We start from the raw sequence: 21,361 nt of genomic DNA, 5'->3' as shown, positions 1-21,361 counted from the left end.
ATCGGTAACTAGTAGTTCTACCTGTTCACGCCGATGGCATGGCTTGTCTGGCGACGTAGCCGAATTTCGTCCACATAAAGGCGCCTATTCTCCGAAATTTGCAGAAATCACTGCTTATATTCGGAGACGATCTGCGTGTTGCGGTCCACCGCGAACGGCTCGCTCGTCGGCTTGATCGTGTGCACGGGCACGGCGCCGCTGAGCGCCAGGTCCTCGTAGGGGCGGCCGGTGGATCCCCAGGTCCTGGCGGTAATCTCGGTCTTGGCCACCTCTGCGCCCTTCGGCAGCCCGCTCACCGTGAGGATGAAGCGCGGCGGGCTCCCCGCCTGCACCTCGTCCACGAACGTGCTGCCGCCGCCGAGGAGTTTGCCCGCCTTGTCGCGCAGCAGCGCGTTCACGACCAGGGTGCTCGCCGGAACCGAATAAGGATTGTCGACATATCCGGTGATGAGGAAAGCGCCGTCTTTCTGGCGCATCGTCTGGACCCGCGAGGTCGGGAAGCGCTGGAACGCCGAGGCGATCCGCGCCGCCTGCCGCCACTGCGCGGGGCGGTACTGGATCGTCACCTTCGCCGGCTTCTGGGTGGCGCTGGCCTGCCCGGTGAAGGCCAGCGAGCCGCCCGGCGGCACGGCGTCGAGCGGCTGGTCCATCCTGACCACCTCGGCGCCCTTGGCGTCGTGCCCGACGATCGTGGCCACCACGTGCTCGCCGAAGTGCCACGGGTTGGCGTTGCTGAGCACGCCCGCCCAGGTGACGGCGTACCCGTCGGCGGACTTGACGATGTTGGAGGCCTGCTCCTTGAGGGCCAGCGGCCGGAGCTTCTGTACGGGTTGTTCCTCACTCGAACACGCGGCAAGGCAGATCGCCCCGAGTACGAGCAGGCTGACGGTTCGGCTGCGCGGGATCACTTTGCCGTGATAACCCGAGCATGGGCCCGGCTGACGCGGGACACGCGCCAGCCGTACCGAATCTTTAACGGGGACGCACGACCCTGGACTCGTCCCAGACCGGATCGGGCGACTCGTAGACCGTGCCGTCGGAGCCGAAGACCAGGTACCGGTCGAAGTCGGCGGCGAACCAACGGTCGTGCGTGACCGCCAGCACCGTGCCGTCGAACGCGTCCAGGCCGACCTGCAGCGCCTCCGCGCTGGCCAGGTCGAGGTTGTCGGTCGGCTCGTCGAGCAGCAGCAGCGTCGCCCCCGACAGCTCCAGCAGCAGGATCTGCAGGCGCGCCTGCTGCCCGCCGGACAGCGTGTCGAAGCGCTGCTCGGCGATCAGCCCGGCCAGCTCGTAGCGGGCCAGGATCTTCATCGCCTCGTTCTTGAGCCTGGCGTGCTCGGTCATGACGATCTCGACCGGGGTGCGGCCCAGCAGGTCGGGGCGGGCGTGCGTCTGGGCGAAGTGGCCGGGGACCACGCGGGCGCCCAGCCTGGCGCCGCCCTCGTGGGCGACGGGCTCGCCCGCCAGCAGGCGCAGGAAGTGGGACTTGCCCGAGCCGTTGGAGCCGAGCACCGCGACGCGCTCGCCGTACCAGACCTCCAGGTCGAACGGGCTCATCAGGCCGGAGAGCTCCAGCCCCTCGCAGATCACCGCGCGCTTGCCGGTGCGGCCGCCGCGCAGGCGCATCTTGATGTTCTGGTCGCTCGGCGCCACCTCGGGCGGCCCCGCCTCCTCGAACTTGCGCAGCCGCGTCTGGGCCGCGTGGTAGGCCGGGGCCATGCCGTCGTTGTAGCGGGCCTTGTTCTTCAGCATGTTGACCAGGGCCTTGAGCTTGGCGTGCTCCTCGTCCCAGCGCTTGCGCAGCTCGTCGAGGCGCTCGTTGCGGGCCTTGCGCGCCTCGGCGTAGGTGGTGAAGCCGCCGCCGTGGATCCAGATGTTGCCTGACTCGACGGTGATGATGCGGTCGGCGGCGTTCGCCAGGAGCTGGCGGTCGTGGCTGACCAGCAGGACGGTCTTGGGCGTCTCCCTGAGCTGCTGTTCGAGCCACTCCTTGCCGGGGACGTCGAGGTAGTTGTCGGGCTCGTCGAGCAGCAGGGTCTGGTCGGGGCCGCGCAGCAGCGCCTCCAGGACGAGCCGTTTCTGCTCGCCGCCCGACAGCGTCGACACGTCGCGATATTTCACTCGTTCGAAGGGCACGCCGAGGGCGGCCACCGTACAGGTGTCCCAGAGCACCTCGATGTCGTAGCCGCCGGCGTCGGTGTAGTCGCTGATGGCCTGCGCGTAACGCATCTGCGTCTTCTCGTCGTCGCGCTCCATCATCGTCAGCTCGGCCGCGTCGAGCCGCTCGGCCGCCTGCCGCACGGCGGGCGGCGCCACGCCCAGCAGCAGGTCGCGCACGTTGCTGCCGTCGCGCACGCTGCCGATGAACTGCCGCATCACGCCCAGCCCGCCGGAGCTGGCCACGCTGCCCTCGACCGGCTGGAGGTCGCTGGCGACCAGGCGCATGAGCGTGGTCTTGCCCGCGCCGTTGGGCCCGACCAGCGCCGCCTTCACACCCTCGCCGATCCTGAAGGACACGTCGTTGAGCAGGGGCCGCCCGTCGGGCAGCACGTACGTCAGATGTCCTACTTCAACGTGGCCCATCCCGGCAGGTTAACGAACGAGTCAGCGGCGTGGCATCCCAATATCGCCGGGCCCTGGACAGTAAGTGATCTAATGACTAGAACTGTAGGGAACCCCTCCCCCTAGGACGTGTGATGACGCGATTCCGCACCGCCCTGGCACCCCTCGCCATCGCGTTGATCGGCTTCACAGCCGTGCCTCAGCCCGCCGCCTGGGCCGCCCACCAGCAGGTCGCCACGGCCGCCTGCGCCCCGACCGTACGGACCGCCACCACCGACGCCCGGCTGACCAGCCTGTTCACCAACTACGGCAACGACAACAGCCGCCTGGACGACTGGACGGGCGCCGACGGCACCTACTCGCTCAAGCTGCCCAGCGGCAAGGAGCTCTGGGTGTTCTCCGACACCTTCCTCGGCCAGGTCAACCCGGACGGGTCCCGGCCGCCGGTGGTCGAGGAGGGCGGCACGACGGTGTTCCTGAACAACTCCTTCGCCGTCGAGCGCGACGGGCGCCTGTCCACCATCCACGACGGCACCGCCGAGAAGCCGACGGCCGTGATGCCGCCGCGCGACGGCAAGCACTGGTACTGGGCCGGTGACGCGACCCTCGCCGGCGGCATGGTCGAGGTCACCTACCAGGAGTACGAGCGGTTCGGCACGGGCGCCTGGGACTGGCGCTGGCACCGCAACGTGGTGGCCAGGTTCGCGCCTGGGCGGCTCGAACGGCCGGTCAGCGTGCACGACCTGCCGAGCGGGCACGGCGTCGCGTGGGCCTCGGGCATCCTGAAGGACGGCGGCTACACCTACGTCTACGGCGTCGAGGACCTCGGCTCGCCCAAGTACATGCACGTCGCCAGGGTCAAGGGCCAGAGCCTGCTGGGCCGGTGGGAGTACCTCAAGGCCGACGGCGCCTGGTCGGCGAACGAGGCCGACTCCGCGCGGGTGATGAGCGGGGTGGCCAACGAGTACAGCGTCAGCCGCGTCGGCGACGGCTACGTGCTGATCACGCACGACACGACCGAGGTGCTGAGCCCGAACATCGTGGCCTACTCCTCCTGCTCCCCCTTCGGGCCGTTCACCGGCAAGCAGCACGTCTACACGACGCCCGAGACGAGCGGGAACGTCTTCACCTACAACGCGCACGCGCACCCCGAGATCGACGGGCCGGGGCTCGTGGTGTCGTACAACGTCAACAGCTTCGTCAACACCGACCACTACCGCGACGTCACCATCTACCGGCCGAGGTTCCTGGACGTGACGTTCGGATGAGGCGCAACTGGGCGGCCCGGCTGCGGCACGGCACCATCGACGGGCTGCGGGCGGTCACCCTGGAGAACGAGCGGCTGCGGGTGACCGTGCTGCCCGGCAAGGGCGGTGACGTGGTGGAGCTGCTGCACAAGCCCACCGACACCGACTTCGTCTGGCTGGCCCCGCAGGGCCTGCGCGACCCCCGCGACCACCTCCAGGGCGCCGCGGACGACGTCGCCCAGTTCATCGACCACTACGAGGGCGGCTGGCAGGAGATCTTCCCCAGCGGCGGCGCGCCCAGCGAGTACCGGGGCGCGCGGCTGGCGCAGCACGGCGAGGTGGCCGGGCTGCCGTGGGAGTGCGAGGTCGTGGCCGACTCCCCCGAGGAGGTCGCGGTACGGCTGAGCGTGCGGACGCGGCGGCTGCCGTACCGGATGGAGAAGATCTTCCGGTTGCGGTCGGGAACGGCGGCGCTGGAGGTCGAGGGGCGGGCCACGAACGAGTCGGGCCTGCGGCTGCACGCCATGTGGGGGCAGCACATCGTGTACGGCGCACCGTTCCTGCGCCCCGGAGCCCGGATCAGGCTGCCCGAGGGCGTCACCGTGATCCCGCACGAGAGCGCGATCAACCCCCCGGAGCGCAGGGTGCGGGCGGGCGGGCCATGGCCCGTGGTGCCCGCGCACGGGGGCGGTGAGACGGATCTGAGCGTGGTGCCGGAGCCCGGTGCGCCGAGCGACATCGTCTACCTGACCGGCTTCGGCGATGAGGGTTGGTACGAAATATCGGGGGATATCGGTATGCGGGTGACCTGGGATGCGACGGTGCTGCCGTACCTGTGGATGTGGCAGGAGCTCGGCGCGTCCACCGGCTACCCGTGGTGGGGACGGGCCTACACGGTGGGGCTGGAGCCGTTCGCGGGCATGCCGACCGACGGTTTGGCAGCCGCCGTCGCGAACGGCACGGCCCTCGTCCTGGAGCCCCGCGAGACGAAGGTGCTGAGGTTGCGCGCGGAGGTAGTGGAATGAGCGAGTTCGACGGCTTCGACGGCTTCGACGGCAAGGTGGCGCTGGTCACGGGCGGGTCGACGGGCATCGGGCGCGCAGTGGTGGACCGGCTGGCCGCCGGCGGCGCGCGCGTGGTGTTCTGCGGCGTGGACAAGGAGGCCGAGCAGGACGGCGAGCGCGTCACGGGCCGGATCGCCGACGTGCGCAGAGCCGGTGAGCTGCGCGACCTGGTGGACCTGGCCGTCACCCGGTACGGCGGCCTCGACGTGGTGGTGACCTGCGCCGGCGTGCAGCGTTACGGCACCGTCGAGGACACCCCCGAGGACGTCTGGGACGAGGTGATGGACATCAACCTCAAGGGCGTCTACCTCACCTGCAAGGCCGCCGTGCCGAAGCTGCGTGAGCGTGGCGGCGGCTCCATCGTGGTCGTCTCGTCGGTGCAGGCGTTCGCCTCGCAGGCGCAGGTGGCCGCCTACAGCACCAGCAAGGCCGCGCTGAACGGCCTGGTGCGGGCCATGGCGCTCGACCACGCCGCCGACGGCGTCCGGGTCAACGCGGTCTGCCCCGGCTCGGTGGACACCCCCATGCTGCGCTGGGCGGCGGACCTGTGGCGCGGCGAGCTGTCGCAGGACGAGCAGGTCGCGCAGTGGGGCAAGGCGCACCCGCTGGGCCGCGTCGGCCGGCCGGAGGAGGTGGCCGAGCTGGTGGCGTTCCTGGCGGGGCCGCGCTCGTCGTTCATCACGGGCGCCGAGCACCGCGTGGACGGCGGGCTGCTGGCCAGGAATCCGGCGGCGCTGCCCGAATAAACAAACTTCGAAATAACTGCCCCTCGAATGGGTCACGGGTTCCTCCGTGCGTCCACCCGAGGTGGCAACAGTTGCGTCAATGCGACGAACTCCCAGGTCACCGCACTGATACGAGTGGGTCTGGCGGGCCGGGCACGCGACCCTCACCCGGGCGCGAAGCCTTCAATGGATCGGCGAGTCACGACGACTCGTGTTCGATTCCGCACGCTAAGTTACGAGGTCGAAATGACTCACCGATCGAGGAGAGACCTGTGAGGCTATTCAAGAAGGCCGCCGGCTTCGTCGCCGCGGCCGCGATGCTGGCCGTGGTGGCGCCCGCCGCCACCGCGGCGGCGAGCCCCCGCTCGACCTGCTACGGAGGTCGCGTCTGCCTGTACGCCGGATTCGACTACAACCGCGGTCAGGTCGACCACTGGCGGGACTTCGTCAAGGACGACTCCAACCTCGAGGACAACAACTGGCTGAACTGGGACTTCAGCAACTCCTGGCACAGCATGAACAACGAGACCAGCTCGATCAGGAACCGCGTCGGCTGCAGCGCCACCCTCTGGCAGCACCCCGGTTACACCGGCGCCCACAGCACGTTCACCCACAATTCGAACGACGGTTTCCTGGCCAACAACGCCATCGGAAACAACCGCACCAGCGCGATCGACATCTGGTGCCACTGAGCATTAAGGGGAGTGCCGGTTTCCGGGCTTGGCCGCCGGAAACCGGCTGCCGCGGCTTTCTCGCGAGCACGCTGTTGCTGATCACGACGACCGCGGCCTGCGGCGCCGACCAGCCCGCGCCACCGGCGCCCGTACGGGGCGTCGCCTCCGTCTCGGAGCTGGTGCTGCCGTTCGACGCCTACAAGACCACTCCCCAGCAGCGGGCCGTCCTGGGCAACGCCCACAACCGTCTCGTCGTGCGGTGCATGCGCAAGCAGGGCATCGCCATCTCCCCGCCCGCCGAGGACCCGTCCATGCTGGCCGCGGTCGATCCGGGCAACTCCCGCCGCTACGGCGTCACCGACACCGGGGCGGCCAGGAGCAGCGGCTACCACCTGGCCAGGCCGCCGTCGCCCGACACCACCGGCACCTGGGCGGGCAAGCTGCCCAAACGCACCCGTCACCGCCTGTACGGCACCGCCGCCGACCGCGGCTGCCTGGACCGCGCGACGCTCTTCCTGGACAAGGGGGTGCGCAAGGCGGACTGGCCGTGGCTGGCCCTCCAGGACTCGCTCACGCTTGAGCAGGCCGCCAAGCACCCGTCGGTCACCGCCGCGGTCAAGCGCTGGTCGTCGTGCATGGGCCGGGCAGGGCATACGTATCCTGCGCCGGAGGCGGCCATCGCCGACAGCCGCTGGGACCTCGACGAGCCGGCCGTGACCGAGGAGGAGAAGCAGACCGCGACCGCCGACACCATGTGCAAGTGGTCGTCCGGCCTGGTCGCCGCCTGGTACGCGGCCGACGCCGATCTGCAGCGGGCCGTCGTCCGCGACAACCCCGAGCGGTTCGCCGCCCTGCGCGCGAACCTCAAGCAGCGCCTCGAACGGGCCGCACGCCTGCTCGCCGCGCACGAAGGCCGCCAGACAGGCTGAGTCTCAGGCCTGCTCGCCGCAGGACGGGCTGAGTCTCAGGCCTGCTCGCCGCGCACGAAGGCCGCGAGGTCGGCTGACTGCTGGAGCCTGCTGGGCTCGTGCACGTACATCATGTGGCCGGCCTCGTAGTACTTGAACTCGACGTTGCCGGCCAGCTCGGCGGGCACGGCAAGGTGGGCGAAGGTGTGCTCGGCCGCGAAGTACGGGGTGGCGCCGTCGTGGTAGCCGCAGGCCACGTGCACCCGCAGGTGCGGGTTGACCCGCATGGCGGCGGCCAGGCGGGAGGCCACCTGCACGTGCGCGTTCTCGAACTCCTGGTACGACCACGGCTGCACGCGCGAGGTGAGGATCTCGTACGGCAGGTCGTTGGCGTAGCCCAGCTCGGTGCGCAGGTAGTGGTTGAGTGCCGCGCTGTAGGGCCCCATGATGGCGTCCATGCTGGGGTCGGTGGTGAAGTGCTCGCGGCCCGCGTCGGGGTCCCAGCCGGTGAACCGCCCGTCGAGCCTGCCGACGATCTGGCGGCGCGGGCGCAGCACCTCGGTGAAGAAGCGGATGTGCTCGATGCGCAGGTTGACCCGGTCCACGTAGTCCTCGCTGAGCCCGGTCAGCGCCGCGACCCTGGCGACCGCGGCCGAGCGCTCCTCCGCCGACAGGCGGTTGCCGCGGGCCAGCGCCCACAGGTAGTCGCGGTCGGCGTACGCCTCGGCCTCGCGCAGCACGTCGGCCAGCGGCCGGTCCCCGTGCAGCCCGTGGTGGTGCGCGATGGCCGCGTACGTCGGCAGGTAAAGGGCGTAGGCCAGGTCGTTGCCCTCGTTGAACTCGCCGGTGATGTAGTCGAGCACCGAGGAGATCAGCATCACGCCGTTGAGGTACATGCCGTAGCGCGACTGCAGGTGCTCGGCCAGGCCGGAGGCCCTGACGGTCCCGTACGACTCGCCGGCCAGGAACTTGGGCGACATCCACCGCCCGTTCCTGGTGGTCCACAGCCTGATGACCTCGCCGATGGACTCCAGGTCGCCGGAGAAGCCGTGGTACGGCTCCGCCTTCTCCCCTTCCGCCACCCGCGAGTAGCCGGTGGAGATCGGGTCGATGAAGACCAGGTCGCTCTCCCGCAGCAGGCTCTCCTCGTTGTCCACCAGCCCGTACGGCGGCGGCAGCAGCGCCCCCGCGTCACCCATGACGACCCGGCGCGGCCCGAGCACGCCCAGGTGCAGCCACACGCTGGACGACCCGGGCCCGCCGTTGAACGCGAACGTGATCGGCCTGGTCAGCGGGTCGGCCCCGGCCATCGTGTACGCGGTGACGAACACCTCGGCCTTCGGGCGCAACCCCTCGAACTTGCCGTCCGTGGTCACCTCTTCGCGCAGCACCAGGGTGCCCGTCGTGGCGGTGTACGCCTCTCCCGACGGAAGGGTGTGGGAGGTGGTGACCAGGTTGTCGGCAGGGGTGGCAGGCTTCGACTCTTCAGACATGCCGCCCAATTATGGCCTGATTTCCACCGACATATCCGGATCGGCGAAACGCTCGTTGGGCACCGTCGCGTACCAGCCGGGCCGCCCCGGGTCTCGATCGTAGGGATAGCCGCCCGTCTCCCGGTAGAACTCGGCGTAGCGGGCGACCCGGTCGGGGTCCAGCCGCACCCCCAGCCCCGGCCCCTCGGGCACCGCGATGGCGCCCTCCGAGTACGCCAGCTTGCCGCCCTCGATCACGTCGTCCCTGAGCTGGTGGTAGTGCGCGTCGGCGGCGTAGGTGAGGTTCGGCAGCACCGCGCCCAGATGCAGCATGGTCGCGAGCTGGACGCCCAGCTCCCCCGACGAGTGCACGGCCACCCCGAGCTGGAACGTCTCGCACACGCCCGCCGCCTTCACGCACGGCCTGATCCCGCCCCAGAACGTCGTGTCGAGCAGCACCACGTCGGCGGCCCTGCGCAGCACGTTCGAGGCGAGCTGCTCGAAGTTGACCACGACCGTGTTCGTCGCCAGCGGCACCCTGACCTGCTCGCGCACGGCCCGCAGCCCTTCCAGCCCCCAGACCGGGTCCTCCAGGTAGTCGTTGTTCAGGTGCTCGATGGCCCGGCCGAAGCGCAGCCCCTCGGCGACCGACAGCACGGCGTTCGGGTCGTAGCGCAGGCGGTCGCCGGGGAACGCGGCGGCCAGCGCCCGGTAGCACTCCAGCTCGTGGTCCGGCGGGAAGACGCCGCCCTTGAGCTTGTGCACGGTGAACCCGTGCTCCCGCTTGAGCTTCCCGGCGTGCTCGACGAGCTGGTCGGGGGTGCGGATCTCGCCGTGGCCGTCGGCGGCGTACCGGAAGAACAGGTACGACGCGAACGGCACCGCGTCCCGCAGCCGCCCGCCGAGCAGGTCGCAGACGGGCACCCCGAGGTGCCGGCCGATGAGGTCGAGGCAGGCGAACTCGATGGCGGCCAGGAGCTGGGTGCGGTTGTTGTAGAGCGACGCCGTCGGGTTCGCGATCTTGAATCGCAGCGCTTCGAGCTGGAACGGGTCGTGGTCCTTCAGGTACGGCTTGAGCGCGCGGAACGCCGACTCCGCGCTCTCGCCCCCGCCGCCCATCTCCCCCAGGCCGACCAGCCCGTTGTCGGCCTCGACCTCGACGATCGTGCGGACGAACCGGCCCCAGTGCGCGCCGTTGCTGTGCCGCAGCGGCGCCTCCAGCGGGACCGCGACCGTGGTGGCCCGGATGTCGACGATCTTCACTGGCGCGTCCCCCTGACGACCGCCACCCCGCAGGCGGGCAGCGTGACCTCGGCTGTCTCGTGTCCCGGCCGCGTCACCCTGACCTCGACCGGCTCGGCGGCCAGCGACTGCAGCCGCACCCCCTCCCAGCCCAGGGACGTGACCAGGACGTCCGGATGATCGACGGACACGTACGTCTCCTCGCTCGCCGGGCTGTCGGTGATCAGCGCGCCGACGAACGGCTCGGTCAGCCCCGAGGCCGCCGCCGCGCCCAGGCGGCTCCCGGAGAGCCCGGCCTGCGAGGCGACCGCGTAGCGGAACGTGGTCTCGCCCTGCTGCTGGGCGGGGAAGTTGGTGTCCCAGATGTTGTTGAGCGCCCAGGAGTAGACGGTGCCGTCCTCCTGGTCGAGGGTCGGCGGGAACGGCGCGTACGGCATGTGGATGGTGCCGAGCTGCACCAGCGGCGCCTCCAGGGTGACCCAGGCGACGGTCAGCTCCGGGTCCTCGAAGGCGATCCAGTGCCTGATCGGCAGCATGTACTCGGCCGAGCCTGGCACCCTCGGCACGCCGGGGCCGCCGACGCCGCCGGTCAGCTCCCACGCGGTGGCCGGGCCGGCGGCGAAGGGGAAGGCCAGGAAGACGGCCTCCTTGGCGGGGGTGCCCTGCTTGGCGAGCTGGTAGGTCAGGTCGAGGCGCGGCACGCCGTAGTGCAGCTCGACCGTGGTGCGGATCCAGTCGACGCCCTTGCCGCGCAGCTCCACGACCAGCTTCTCGCCGACCGCCGTGCGCCTGGTCTCCTTGATGGTGGCGTGGGTGCCGATGGCGCGGTCGCCGAGCAGGGTGCGGTCGTGCGCGCCCACGTGCCCCGACAGATGGTTGAAGTGCGGGGCGGTGGCGTACCGATCGTAGACGTACTGGCCGAAGCCGGCGGCGGCGTCGGTGTTGACCAGCTCCCGGCCCGCCCGCTTGTCGAAGATCGAGGAGATGTAGCCCTCGCGGACGTCGTACGCCACCCGGTAGAACTCGTTCTCGATCACTCCGTCGAGATCGAGGTCCACCGGCTCCGGCGCCTGGCTCTCGCCCGGCACGACGTCCACCCGCACATAGCTGTATCCGGAAATATCCGGCACGACGGCGTGGATGTGCCGCCCGATCGGCCGGGTCGGCCAGTCGTCCGGGTCCACGAACTCCTCGTGATGCGGCAGCGTCCGCCCCGTCCTGGCGTCCACCAGCGCGATCGGCACCTCGACGCCCACCACGTCCCTCGGCAGGAACGTGCGCACGACGTCCGTCCGCGTCCGCGTGCCCGGGTTGAAGACGGCGAACGAGGCCAGCGCGCCGCCCTCGACGCCCGACTCCGACAGCGCGGCGGCGAACCTGCGGACCCCGGCGTGCAGCAGGTCGGCGGCGTCGTCCTGGGCGTCGTAGGCGCCGGAGGACTTGCGGGTCCACTGCAGGCCGCCGGAGTCGCCCGCCTCCTCGGCGTCCTCCCACGGGTTGGCCGCGCCCCAGGTGTGCTCGTTGAACAAGGCGACCTTGTCGTAGGCGGCGTCCACCTGCTCGGTGGCGTCCACCCCGGCGAGGGTGTGCAGCGTCTCGGCCACGCGCAGCGCCGACTGCGCCCGGCGTACGTAGCCGAGCGGACGCGCGCCCGAGCCGAGCCCGTCGGCCCACCAGTCGGTCCAGTCGCCCTCGTGCACGGCCAGCCGGTCGAGGTAGCGCTCCTCGACGTGCTCGAAGAAGTCGCTGTTCACGGCCGAGCGCAGGCGCGGGTAGGCCCACTGCTCGTTCCAGCGGCGGGCGATCGTCGCGGGCACGATCGACGGGCCCGCGTTGTCGGCGTGCGCGCCCTGCACGCGCAGGTGCAGCACGTCCAGCTCGTACGGCTCCTTCGGCGCGTCGGGCCCCTGCCAGCCAAACGTGCCGGGCCCGTACGGGTAGCCCCGCGTGGCCAGCGCCGACAGGTAACGCGGCAGCAGGTCGTCGGCCAGCTCGTAGGAGTCGGTGAGCCCGACCGTGTTGCCCTCCATGTACGCCATCCCGTGCGGCGTGTCCGTGAACCACACGAGGATCTCGTTCCCGCTCGGCGCCCGCCACCGGAACGGCCGGGTCAGCTTGTCGCCGCCGTGCAGGTAGGGCACGGACCTGCCCGCCCAGTTGTGCGCCGCCGCGAGGTACCGCACGCCCGCGTCGCTGAGCGCGTCCACCAGGCCGACCACGGCCCCCGGCACGTCGGTGTGCATGGCCGACCTGGTGGTGAAGCCGTAGCGCCGTTCGAGCTGCGAGGTGAAGCGGAGCTGCCTGCGCAGCTCCTCCGTGGAGCAGGCCTCGGTGTGAAGCTGGAACGGCAGCGCCGTCACCTCGATCGAGCCCGCCCTGGCCAGCGCCGCGAACGAGTCGACCATCTCCTGCGGCCGGGCGTCGAGCCATCGGAGCGCCGGCATCGACGACTCGACCGTCCACCGGAACCGCGCGTCGTCCGGCCAGGAGGCGGTCTCCTCGGCCAGCCGCAGCGCCGCGTCGAGATAGTCGAGGTGGTGGCGCAGCACCGTGCCCTGCGGGTCGGTGTAGCCGATGTCCAGGTGCGAGTGGTGCACCACGAACACGTGCCACTTGCGCTGCGGCGTCACCGTGACGCGTGCGCTGCCCACCACGCCCGCCTCGTCGCGGCACTCCAGGGTCAGCGCGCGCGGCGCGTCCACCTCGGGCACCAGCAGCGTCACGTCGCTGCCCGACGCGCTGTCCACGCCGACCAGCACGTGCGTCAGCGGCACCGTGCTGGAGACCCGGACCGCCTGGCGGCCGTCGTGGGTGAACAGCGGCAGCACCGCGACCCGCACCTCCAGCCCGCGCGCGCTGATCACGGGCGTCGAGGTGTCGTCGCGCAGCGCCTGCCTGATCCCGTCGTAGTCGGGGCTCCCCAGGCTGCGCTGGAGCAACCGGCTGGTCATTGAACACTCCCTAGAGACAGGCCCCTGGCGAACAGGCGCTGGGTGGCGAGGAACAACACGACGGTCGGCAGCGAGACCACCAGGCCCGCCGCCAGGCCGACGGGGACCGGGGTGCCGGCGTACACGTCGGTCATGAGGCCCGCGATGGCCGTCATCACCGGCCGCACGTCCTCGGTCGTGGTGAGGGTGAGGCCGAAGATCAGGTCGTTCCAGATGAAGGTGAACTCCAGGATGAACACGGCCGTCAGCGCGGGCACCGACATCGGCAGGTAGATGCGCCAGAAGACGCGGAAGGTCGAGGCGCCGTCCATGCGGGCCGCCTCGAAGATCGAGAACGCCACTCCGGCGTAGTAGTTGCGCAGCACGAACGCGGCCAGCGGCACGTTGATCGCCGTGTAGATGAGGATCAGGCCGAGGCGCGTGTCGTACAGACCGGCGTCGCTGTAGCCGACGAACAGCGGCACCAGCAGCATCTGCGAGGGGAAGACGGTGCCGCCGAAGATCAGCAGGAACCACCAGAACCCGTGCCGCAGCCGCAGCACCACGATCACGTACCCGGCCAGCGCCCCGATGAGCACGCCGAGCAGCGGCGAGACGACGCTGTAGAGCGCGGTGCTGACCAGGCTGCCGCCGAGGTCGGCGCCCTCCACGGCCCGCGCGAAGTTGTCCAGCAGCGCGAAGTCGCCCGACGGCACCCACGCGCTCGCCGGGTCGTAGGCGTCCGCCGGCCGCGCGGCGTTGACCAGCAGCAGGTACGTCGGCCCGAGCCAGACCAGCCCGAGCAGGACGAGCACGGCCCTCCTGATCATGTGGCGGTCACCTGCCTGCGCAGGTACAGGTACGACGCCAGCCCCGTCACCACGGTCAGCATCACCGCGACGGCCGAGCCGTAACCGTAGTCGCTGGCCACGAACGTCTCCTTGTACATCGTCACCGCCAGCGTCTCGGAGTTACGCCCTGGACCGCCCTGCGTCAGCACCCACACGATGTCGAACGTCTTCAGGCTCGACACCAGCGCCAGCCCCACCACGACCGCCGTCAGCGGGCGCATCAGCGGCCAGATCACGTGCCGGAACAGCCGCCATCCCGACGCCCCGTCCAGCCGCGCCGCCTCGATCGGCTCCCTCGGGATGGACTGCAGCCCCACCACGAACAGCAGCGTGTTCACGCCGAGCTGCTGCCACGTCCAGACCGCGAGCATCGCGAACGTGTTCGTCGGCGCCTCTTGCAGGAACGCGGTGTCCACGCCGAGCAGCAGGTTCGCGATGCCGTCGTGCGACAGGATCGGGCTCCACACCATCGCCAGGCCCGCGCCGCTGAGCGCGTACGGCAACATGAACGGCACCCGGAACCAGGCGCCGCCCCTGATGTCGTACGACAGCACCGCGACCAGCAACCCGAGCCCGACCGGCAGCACCATCGTGCCGACCACCCAGATGAGCGTGTTGCGGGTCGAGGTGAGCAGCGCGGGGTCGTCGAACAGCTTCGCGAAGTTCGCCAGGCCCACCCAGACCGGCGACTCCAGGCCGTCGTAACGGGTCAGGCTCAGGTACGCCGTCCACACGAACGGCGCGTACAGCAGCGCCGCGACCAGCAGCGCCGCCGGCGCGACGTAGCCGTGCCTGAACCGCCCGAGAATCGGCGCGCGGCTCACTGATGCGTGCTCCAGTACTCGTCGGCCGCCTTCTGGATCGTCTGCAGGACCTCCTGGTACGTGCCGGGCTCGGTCACGAACTTGCTGAACCCGTCGAGCGCGGCCGTCAGAATCGGTGGCGGCGTCGCCTCGAAGTAGCGGTTGACCAGGCGGTACTTCCCGCTGCCCGCGTCCTTGGTGACCGTGCCGAGCGCCGGGTCGGCGATCGCCACCTTCGGGTTGGCGCTCACGTCACCACGGCTCGTCGCCCACTTCTCCTGCGCCTGCGCCGACGTCCACCACTTGAGGTACTTCATGCTGGCGTCCGGGTCGGCAGCCTTGGTCAGCGAGCACAGCGGCCCGCTCTCGAAGATCATGGACGTCTTCGGCAGCGCCGCGTTGACGTTCGGGATGACGAAGAAGTCGTAGTCGGTGCCGGCCTTCATGCTGCGCGTCGTCATGCTCGTGTTGAACCAGGTGCCGAACGACACCATCGCCGCCTTGCCGGTTTTCAGCACGTCGCCCGGGTCGGTCTTGTCGCCCGGGTTGATGAAGTAACCGGCGTCGATGAGCTGCTTCCACCGCTCCATCACCTGCACCACGCCAGGATCGGTGTACTTGGCCTTGCCGGTGGACAGGCGGTCGTACAGGTCGGGGTCGGTGCCGGCCATGAGCTGCTCGAACCAGACGAACGAGAACAGCACGCTGGTGTGGTAGAACGCCTTGACGCCGTTCTGCTTGAGCGTGTCGGCGGTCTTGACCAGCTCGTCCCAGGTCTGCGGGGGCTTGAGGTCGTACTTGTCGAAGATCTTCTTGTTGTAGAACATGCCCCAGTAGGCGACGTTCATCGGCACGCAGTACTGCTTGCCGCCGATCGTGTAGTACGGGGCGAGGTCCGGCGACAGGTCGCCCGCCTTGATCGCCTCCTGCCAGACGGCCGTGGTCTCGGCCACCTGCTTCTGCTTGACGATCTCCTCCAGCATCCCCCCGGTCTGCCAGGTGAACAGGTCGGGCTTGACGTTCGTGCGGAACGAGGCCTTGATGAAGGCCTGGTACTGCGCCGAGTCCGTGTATCCCGTCGGCTTCATGGCCAGGCCGATGCTCTGCTTGGACAGGGCGCCCATCTCGTCGAAGTACTTCGTCCAGGCGCCCTTGTCGTTGTAGAGCGTCAGCTCGGTCTTGTTCTGGGGCGCGCCGGCGCCGTTGCCGCCACAGGCGGTCAGGACGAGCGCCGCCACGCCGAGCGTGGCCACACGTGACCGGTACATGGGCCGGCCTCCTTGGTTCTATTCGGGGGGTTGCATCCGGTGCTCGATAACCGTCTTCACGTCCGCCAGGTGGGCCCGCATGCGCTGCTCGGCCTGCGCCTCGTCACGCGCCTCGATCGCCTCCAGGATGGCCAGGTGCTCCTCGTGGTCCCGGCGGCGGTCGTCGAAGATCTGCAGGATCTCGCGCTGCTCCGGCCCGTGGACCGTGAGCAGCGAGTCGACCACCTCGTGCAGCACGCTGTTGCCCGCCATCCGGGCGGTGGCCCGGTGGAAGGTCATGTTCGCGTCGTGCAGCTCGGCGTCCTGGCCGCGCAGGTGCGTGCCCGCCTCGTCGAGCGCCCGCTTGAGCGCCCCGAGCTCCTCGCTGCCCGCGTGCCGGGCGGCCAGGGCCGCCAGCGGCGGCTCGATCAGGATCCGGGCGTCGAGCAGCTCCAGGAGCTGGGCGGCGTGGATCTCGCGCATGTTGGGGTTGGGCAGGACGAGCCGCTCGATGGCGGCGCCGACGTAGATGCCGGAGCCGTGCCGCAGCTCGATGGCCCCGGTGGCCTCCAGTCTGCGTAGCGCCTCGCGCAGGGTCGGGGTGGTGACGGCGAAGCGCTGGGAGAGCTCCCTGGTCGAGGGCAGCCTGTCGCCGGGCCGGTGCCCTCCCGTACGGATGAGCTCCAGCATGCGCTCGGTCAGAGCGTCGGAAAGCGTGGGCCGCGCTACCTCGGACATATCAAGTGATCTAATCACTTATTGGGCACGACGTCTATGAGTTCTTTCACCGAGGGCTTCTCGCTACTTCTTGATCAGGTCCATCATCATGTCGATCTGCCCCTTGCGAGAGCTCTGCACCTGCGCCGCCCACCGCTGCACCGTCGGGTTCACCCCGCCCGCCACCTCGGCGGCGGCCATCTGGACGGCGTCGTCCTGGTGGGAGATGAGCAGGTTGCACAGGTCGTACTCGAAGTTCTTGGACTGCCGCAGCGACTGGATCTGCTTGAGGTCCGTCTCCGGCATGCCGCCGTGGTGGTCGTGCGCGCCGGTGGCGGGGGTGAGCGGCTGGTCCCACGAGTGCAGCCAGCGCAGCATCATCTCCACCTCGCTCTGCTGGGTGCTCTCGATGGCGGCGGTCAGCGTCTTGAGCTGGGGGTCGGTGGCTCGGGACGTGCCCACCTTGGCGATCTCGATGCCCTGCCGGTGGTGCTGCACCATCATCTGGACGAACATCACGTCCTCGGCGTTGACCGGGGGTTCGTCGCTCGCCGTCTGGCCACAGGCGGCGGCCAGCAGGAGGGTCAGGCCCGCCAAGACACGACTTCCGCGCACCGGCCCTCCCGCGACTGTTAGGAAACCTTCCTAAGGGTTGACCACACCTACCGGCCAGCGCAAGAGCTTTGGCCGGTTCTCACCATACGTCTGATTTGCGGAGTATTTCGCTCGTATGGTGGCGGGCGATCCCCAACATGAACGAGCGGTCGGGGAAGTCGCCGTCCAGCAGGCGCAGCGGGCCCGCCACCAGCGACAGGTGCTGGGCGAGTGCGTAGAGCCGCATCCTGCGCTCGTCCAGGTCGCCGGCGCGCAGGCGGGCGTAGTGGTCGCCGAAGCGGATCCGCAGGAAGACGTGCTCCCACTCGACGTCGAAGAACATCGCGCCCTCGATGTCGATCAGCACCGGCCTTCCGTCGTCATCCATCAGGACGTGATCGGGGCAGCGCCACCTCCAGCACGATCTCCGGGGCGGCCCTGCCGACCGGCTGGCCGCTCTCGACCAGGGCGACCTTGCCCAGCTCGCGCTCACGGCACCCAGCCATCGCCCGCAGGTCCCGCGCAAGCCGTTCCAGGGCCTTCGCGTCCCCTGCGTCCAGCCGCGCCTCCAGCGTGCCGCCGCGTACGTCCTCGATCAGCGCCACGTCGGCCGGGTAGAGGCCACGGCCGTCGTCGGCGAAGTACAGGTCGGGAACCCGTACGCCCACCTCGGCCAGCCGCGCGTGCGCGGCCCTGAACAGCGCCAGGCCCGAGCCGTGCGCGAAAGGCTCGGGGCGCTCCAGGTGGGCTGCGTCCCAGTAGTCCTCGTCGCCGGACCAGATGTAGAGGACGGCGGCCGGGCCGCGGTCCTGGAAGGTCAGGCGGTAGACGCCCTTCTTGGAGCCGCCCTTGAGGCGGTCGACGTGGGCGAGGCGGCGATCGCCGCCGTACACCTCGCGCACCAGGGCGGCCAGCTCCTCGCGGCCCGCGAACCGCCGCACGCTCACAGTGCCTGCTCCAGCAAGTGCCGCATCAGCCCCCGTGCCGTTGAAGTCCCGCACCTCCGTGACGACGGCGGTGCACCTACGCGGCCGGTGAGCACGCCGCCCGGATTGCGGTGGAGCGTAGTCATCCAGCGATCTTCACGTGCGACGGTGGTCGGCCGCCAGCCGTTTTGTCCGTTGACATGAAGCTTGGTTGAGGTTGCATGGTTGATCTCATGGGAAGCTTCGAGATCGGCGTCATCCTGCCCGGGATCGCCGTACAGCGCCGGGACGGGCTCACCGTGGCGGAGGCCGCCAGACATGCCGAGCGGGCCGGGCTCGACGGGGTCTGGCACGGTGATCACCTCGCGGTCGGCGGGCCGGTGCTGGACGCGCCGATCGCCCTGGCCACCGCCGCCGCGGCCACCACCCGGGTCAGGATCGGCACCAGTGTGTTCATCCCGGCGATCCGGCCGCTGGCCTGGGCGGCCAAGCAGGTGGCGACCCTGCAGTACGTGTCGGAGGAGCGGCTGGTGCTGGGAGTCGGGTCCGGTGGGGGGCCGGGGCAGTGGGCGGCGGCGGGGGTGCCGTACGGGGAGCGGGGGCGGCGGACGGATGCCGCTCTGGAGTTGTTGCCGCGGTTGCTGGCGGGCGAGGCTGTGGTGCTGCCGGACACGGACGTCCAGCAGCCCGTGCAACTCGCACCCGCTGTCGCGATGCCGCCGGTCTGGGTGGGCAACGCGTCGGCCGCGGCGATCCGGCGGGCGGCCCGGCTGGGGGACGGCTGGTTCCCGTCCCTGATCTCACCCGAGGAGGTCGCCCGCGGCCGGGACAGGCTGGCCGAGTTGGCGGCCGGGCACGGGCGGCCCGCACCCGTCATCGCCATCGGCGGGGCCGCCCACGTGGGTGGTGGGGCCGCCGCCCAGGCGGAGATCGCAGCCGGCATCAGCGGTGGTTACGGGCGGCCGTTGGAGGAGGTGGCCGGGATTCCGCTCACGGGGCAGCCGGAGGAGGTCGCCGAGAGGCTGGCCGAGTACCGCGCGGCCGGGGCGGGCCACGCGGTGATCGGCGTCTCGGGCGGCGACTGGCGGGCGCAGGTGGACCTGCTGGCCGAGGTCAGAGCCCTCCTGCTGCCCTGACCAGCCGCATCCCCGCCTCGGCCCAGCCGCACCCTCCGACCAGCAGCTTCACCTCAGCCCAGTTGCGCCGCACTCCAGCAGTCCACCGCCCCGGGCTTGCCACACCCGGCCAGCCGATCGAGCACCGTCGCCAACTCCCCCGTCCGCGCATTCGCCGGATCGTTGGTCTCCTGGTGCGGGTCGGCCACCGTGTCGTAGTACTCCGGCCGCGCCTCCCCCTCGTACTCGACGTACAACTCACCAGCCGTCCGCACAGCGGCATAACTGGGCGGCCCAGGATTGGCGGGCGCCTGCGGTTCCTCGGCATCGGGATCCGGCTCACCAGGAGCATCAGGATCCGGCTTGACGTGCTCGATCAACGCCGCATCCCGCCACCCCTTCACCTTGTGCCCCTCGATGAGCCGCAACAGGCTACGCCCGTCACGCGGCTCACCCCTCACCCCCGCCATGTCGAGAAACGTCGCGAACAGGTCCACGTTCTGCGCGATCGCATCAACGGTGACATCCCCGGGCCGCCCCACCGCCGGCCGCTTGACCAGCAGCGGCACCCGAACGTCATGGTCATACGCAGTGCTCTTGCCTCGCAACAGCCGATGCTGCCCCAGGTGGAACCCGTTATCGCTGGTGAACACCACATAGGTGTTGCGCTGCTCCTCGGCACTCAATGCGCCGAGCACCCGCTCCACCATGTCGTCCACCGACTGCACCATCCGGATGCGATCCCGGAAGTCCTTACGCAGTTCCTTGATCACCCCAGCTCCGAGCGGCTCCCGACGCACCCAGGAGGGCTTGTCGGAGGTGTCCTCGTCGAACGCGGGCAACGCCGCCACATCGATGCCCGCACAATCAGGCCCGCCGCAGTCACCGTGCGGGAACTCCCCCGCCGGGAACTGGTTCTTCGGCCGGTCCCGCCGCGCCGGCGGAAATCGCGGCTCCTTGTCCCCCGTCTTCGCCCCGATCCTGGAATGCGGCGAGAACGGCGACACCTGAAGAAAGAACGGCTCCCCCGGCGCGTGCCGCCGCGACCTCTCGATGAAGTCGACGGCCCGCTGCCCCAGCTCGTCCGTCAGATACTTCCCACCGGAGGGATCGAGCGGCTTGTCCTGCGCCGTCTCCTCCTTGATGTACCGGGTGAGCTGATACTTGAACTCGCTGTATCCACCCCCGGCGGCCACATGCCATTCATCCCACCCCACCGGCACGTGGTATCCGGCCGGCACCGGATATTCGTTGATGTACTTGCCGAGGTACCCCGTGCGATAGCCGGCCTGATCCAGGGCGACCGCATACGTCCGCCCCTCGTGCTTCTCGAAAGCCTGATAACCACCGCCGTCGCTGCCCTTGTTCGTGGCCACCCCCGTGTTGTGCGGGAACTGGCCGGTGAACATGGAGGCCCGTGACGGGCAGCACAGCGAGTTGGAGACGTAGTAGTCGCTGAACGTCGCACCGTTCTTCGCCAGCCCGCTCACCACGTCCATGTACGGAAGCAGATCGGCCGACATGTCGTCCACCAGAAAGAAGATGATGTTCGGCCGCTTCTTCATCCCAGCCGCCCCGGCCCCGGCTCCGGCTTGTGACGCCACCGAACCCATGACCAGGACGACGGCCAACGCCACCGCCATGACCCTGCGTAAGTCCCGGACCACCGACATGACCACCCCTTTGACGCCACTGATAGATCGCAGTCACGAAAGACGCTAATTCCCGATCAGCACTCGATCAAGGTTTCGCCTTGCGCCGGGCCCACGACCTCCAGCAAGATCGTCTCTCCCGAGGAAGGCGGCACCCGCGTGGACTTCACCGTCGAGTACGAGCCCACTCCCGACGAAGTGGAGCGGGCACTGTCACAGGCCCTGAGGCATCAGCTCAAGTTCCTCTTCACCATGTTCCCGATCTTCCTGGTGGTGTTCGGCCTCATCTTCCTCCTGCTCGACGTGAACAGCGTCGGCTACGGCATGCTGGTCGCGGCGATCGTCGTCCCGTTCGTGCTGCCGTGGTCGCTGCGCCGTTCAGCGAGGAAGCAGGTGTCCCTCATCTGCGTCCCCACCACGCTCCACCTCACCGACGAGGGCTACCGGATCCGCTCGGAGAAACTCGGCCAGGAAATGCGCTGGTCGCTGTTCTCGCACGTCGTCGCCACCCCCGAGTTCTGGCTGTTCTTCGTGAACAAGCAGGCGAGCGGCTTTCTCCCGAGAAGCGCGTTCACGCCCGAGCAGCAGGCACAACTCGAGGCCCGGCTTTCCCCCCTGACCTCGAAGGGCTA

General features: G+C 69.8%; 20 protein-coding genes. 7 read left to right on the top strand and 13 right to left on the bottom strand.

The genetic code is table 11. The annotated features are described in order from the left end of the window. Positions 1–107: 107 nt before the first annotated feature. A complete protein-coding gene (locus tag FXF51_RS34465) occupies positions 108–908 on the bottom strand; it encodes a hypothetical protein (protein WP_148438895.1) in 801 nt (266 codons plus the stop codon). Between the two features lie 64 nt (positions 909–972). Further along, positions 973–2,583 (bottom strand): ABC-F family ATP-binding cassette domain-containing protein, encoded by a 1,611-nt coding sequence (locus tag FXF51_RS34460; RefSeq protein ID WP_148438894.1) that lies wholly within the window; start codon positions 2,581–2,583, stop codon positions 973–975. Positions 2,584–2,696: 113 nt separating this feature from the next. On the opposite strand from FXF51_RS34460, the gene FXF51_RS34455 reads away from it, so the two are divergent. The 5 genes from FXF51_RS34455 to FXF51_RS34435 all read left to right on the top strand — a co-directional run bounded on the left by FXF51_RS34455 (position 2,697) and on the right by FXF51_RS34435 (position 7,201). Continuing rightward, positions 2,697–3,830, top strand: a complete 1,134-nt coding sequence (locus tag FXF51_RS34455; RefSeq protein WP_148438893.1) for a DUF4185 domain-containing protein — start codon at positions 2,697–2,699, stop codon at positions 3,828–3,830. Then, complete coding sequence (locus tag FXF51_RS34450; RefSeq protein WP_148438892.1) at positions 3,827–4,834, top strand: DUF4432 family protein; 1,008 nt, start codon at positions 3,827–3,829, stop codon at positions 4,832–4,834. Before FXF51_RS34455 ends, FXF51_RS34450 begins: the two co-directional genes overlap by 4 nt. Next, positions 4,831–5,619, top strand: a complete 789-nt coding sequence (locus tag FXF51_RS34445; RefSeq protein WP_148438891.1) for an SDR family NAD(P)-dependent oxidoreductase — start codon at positions 4,831–4,833, stop codon at positions 5,617–5,619. The genes FXF51_RS34450 and FXF51_RS34445 overlap by 4 nt, the downstream gene beginning before the upstream one ends. 251 nt (positions 5,620–5,870) lie before the next feature. Next, the gene (locus FXF51_RS34440; RefSeq protein WP_148438890.1) at positions 5,871–6,290 is read left to right on the top strand and encodes a peptidase inhibitor family I36 protein; all 420 of its coding nucleotides are present in this window, start codon (positions 5,871–5,873) and stop codon (positions 6,288–6,290) included. A gap of 74 nt (positions 6,291–6,364) precedes the next feature. Continuing rightward, positions 6,365–7,201 carry a hypothetical protein gene (locus FXF51_RS34435; RefSeq protein WP_148438889.1) on the top strand — a complete coding sequence of 279 codons (837 nt, stop codon included), beginning with the start codon at positions 6,365–6,367 and terminating at the stop codon, positions 7,199–7,201. 35 nt (positions 7,202–7,236) lie between these two features. On the opposite strand, the gene FXF51_RS34430 is transcribed toward FXF51_RS34435, so the two are convergent. The 10 genes from FXF51_RS34430 to FXF51_RS62920 all read right to left on the bottom strand — a co-directional run bounded on the left by FXF51_RS34430 (position 7,237) and on the right by FXF51_RS62920 (position 17,983). Further along, on the bottom strand, positions 7,237–8,673 hold the full coding sequence (locus FXF51_RS34430; protein ID WP_148438888.1) for a S10 family peptidase: 1,437 nt from the start codon (positions 8,671–8,673) through the stop codon (positions 7,237–7,239). A gap of 9 nt (positions 8,674–8,682) precedes the next feature. Beyond that, on the bottom strand, positions 8,683–9,915 hold the full coding sequence (locus tag FXF51_RS34425; RefSeq protein WP_148438887.1) for an enolase C-terminal domain-like protein: 1,233 nt from the start codon (positions 9,913–9,915) through the stop codon (positions 8,683–8,685). Then, positions 9,912–12,845 (bottom strand): glycoside hydrolase family 38 C-terminal domain-containing protein, encoded by a 2,934-nt coding sequence (locus tag FXF51_RS34420; RefSeq protein WP_148438886.1) that lies wholly within the window; start codon positions 12,843–12,845, stop codon positions 9,912–9,914. The genes FXF51_RS34425 and FXF51_RS34420 overlap by 4 nt, the downstream gene beginning before the upstream one ends. After that, positions 12,842–13,654 (bottom strand): carbohydrate ABC transporter permease, encoded by an 813-nt coding sequence (locus tag FXF51_RS34415; protein ID WP_148438885.1) that lies wholly within the window; start codon positions 13,652–13,654, stop codon positions 12,842–12,844. The genes FXF51_RS34420 and FXF51_RS34415 overlap by 4 nt, the downstream gene beginning before the upstream one ends. Further along, positions 13,651–14,499 carry a carbohydrate ABC transporter permease gene (locus FXF51_RS34410; protein WP_262380032.1) on the bottom strand — a complete coding sequence of 283 codons (849 nt, stop codon included), beginning with the start codon at positions 14,497–14,499 and terminating at the stop codon, positions 13,651–13,653. The genes FXF51_RS34415 and FXF51_RS34410 overlap by 4 nt, the downstream gene beginning before the upstream one ends. Next, complete coding sequence (locus FXF51_RS34405; RefSeq protein ID WP_148438884.1) at positions 14,496–15,746, bottom strand: ABC transporter substrate-binding protein; 1,251 nt, start codon at positions 15,744–15,746, stop codon at positions 14,496–14,498. Before FXF51_RS34405 ends, FXF51_RS34410 begins: the two co-directional genes overlap by 4 nt. Before the next feature lie 18 nt (positions 15,747–15,764). Further along, positions 15,765–16,463 carry a FadR/GntR family transcriptional regulator gene (locus FXF51_RS34400; protein ID WP_148438883.1) on the bottom strand — a complete coding sequence of 233 codons (699 nt, stop codon included), beginning with the start codon at positions 16,461–16,463 and terminating at the stop codon, positions 15,765–15,767. A gap of 63 nt (positions 16,464–16,526) precedes the next feature. Beyond that, positions 16,527–17,057 carry a DUF305 domain-containing protein gene (locus FXF51_RS34395; RefSeq protein WP_148438882.1) on the bottom strand — a complete coding sequence of 177 codons (531 nt, stop codon included), beginning with the start codon at positions 17,055–17,057 and terminating at the stop codon, positions 16,527–16,529. A 79-nt stretch (positions 17,058–17,136) separates the two neighbouring features. Next, positions 17,137–17,424, bottom strand: a complete 288-nt coding sequence (locus tag FXF51_RS62925) for a hypothetical protein (RefSeq protein ID WP_262380031.1) — start codon at positions 17,422–17,424, stop codon at positions 17,137–17,139. Then, the gene (locus FXF51_RS62920) at positions 17,417–17,983 is read right to left on the bottom strand and encodes a hypothetical protein (protein ID WP_262380030.1); all 567 of its coding nucleotides are present in this window, start codon (positions 17,981–17,983) and stop codon (positions 17,417–17,419) included. Before FXF51_RS62920 ends, FXF51_RS62925 begins: the two co-directional genes overlap by 8 nt. 212 nt (positions 17,984–18,195) lie before the next feature. On the opposite strand from FXF51_RS62920, the gene FXF51_RS34385 reads away from it, so the two are divergent. After that, a complete protein-coding gene (locus tag FXF51_RS34385) occupies positions 18,196–19,098 on the top strand; it encodes an LLM class flavin-dependent oxidoreductase (RefSeq protein WP_148438881.1) in 903 nt (300 codons plus the stop codon). 53 nt (positions 19,099–19,151) lie between these two features. Here the strand turns inward: FXF51_RS34385 and FXF51_RS34380 are convergent, their stop codons facing one another. Then, entirely contained in the window at positions 19,152–20,750 is a 1,599-nt protein-coding gene (locus FXF51_RS34380; protein WP_148438880.1) for a sulfatase, read from the bottom strand. Between the two features lie 138 nt (positions 20,751–20,888). On the opposite strand from FXF51_RS34380, the gene FXF51_RS34375 reads away from it, so the two are divergent. Beyond that, a partial coding sequence (locus FXF51_RS34375) for a YcxB family protein (protein ID WP_148438879.1) occupies positions 20,889–21,361 on the top strand: 473 nt, incomplete at its 3' end.

The sequence above is a fragment of the Nonomuraea sp. PA05 genome (genome assembly GCF_008086045.1).
GTDB lineage: Bacteria > Actinomycetota > Actinomycetes > Streptosporangiales > Streptosporangiaceae > Nonomuraea > Nonomuraea monospora.
This window is presented reverse-complemented; position numbering and strand designations above follow the sequence as displayed.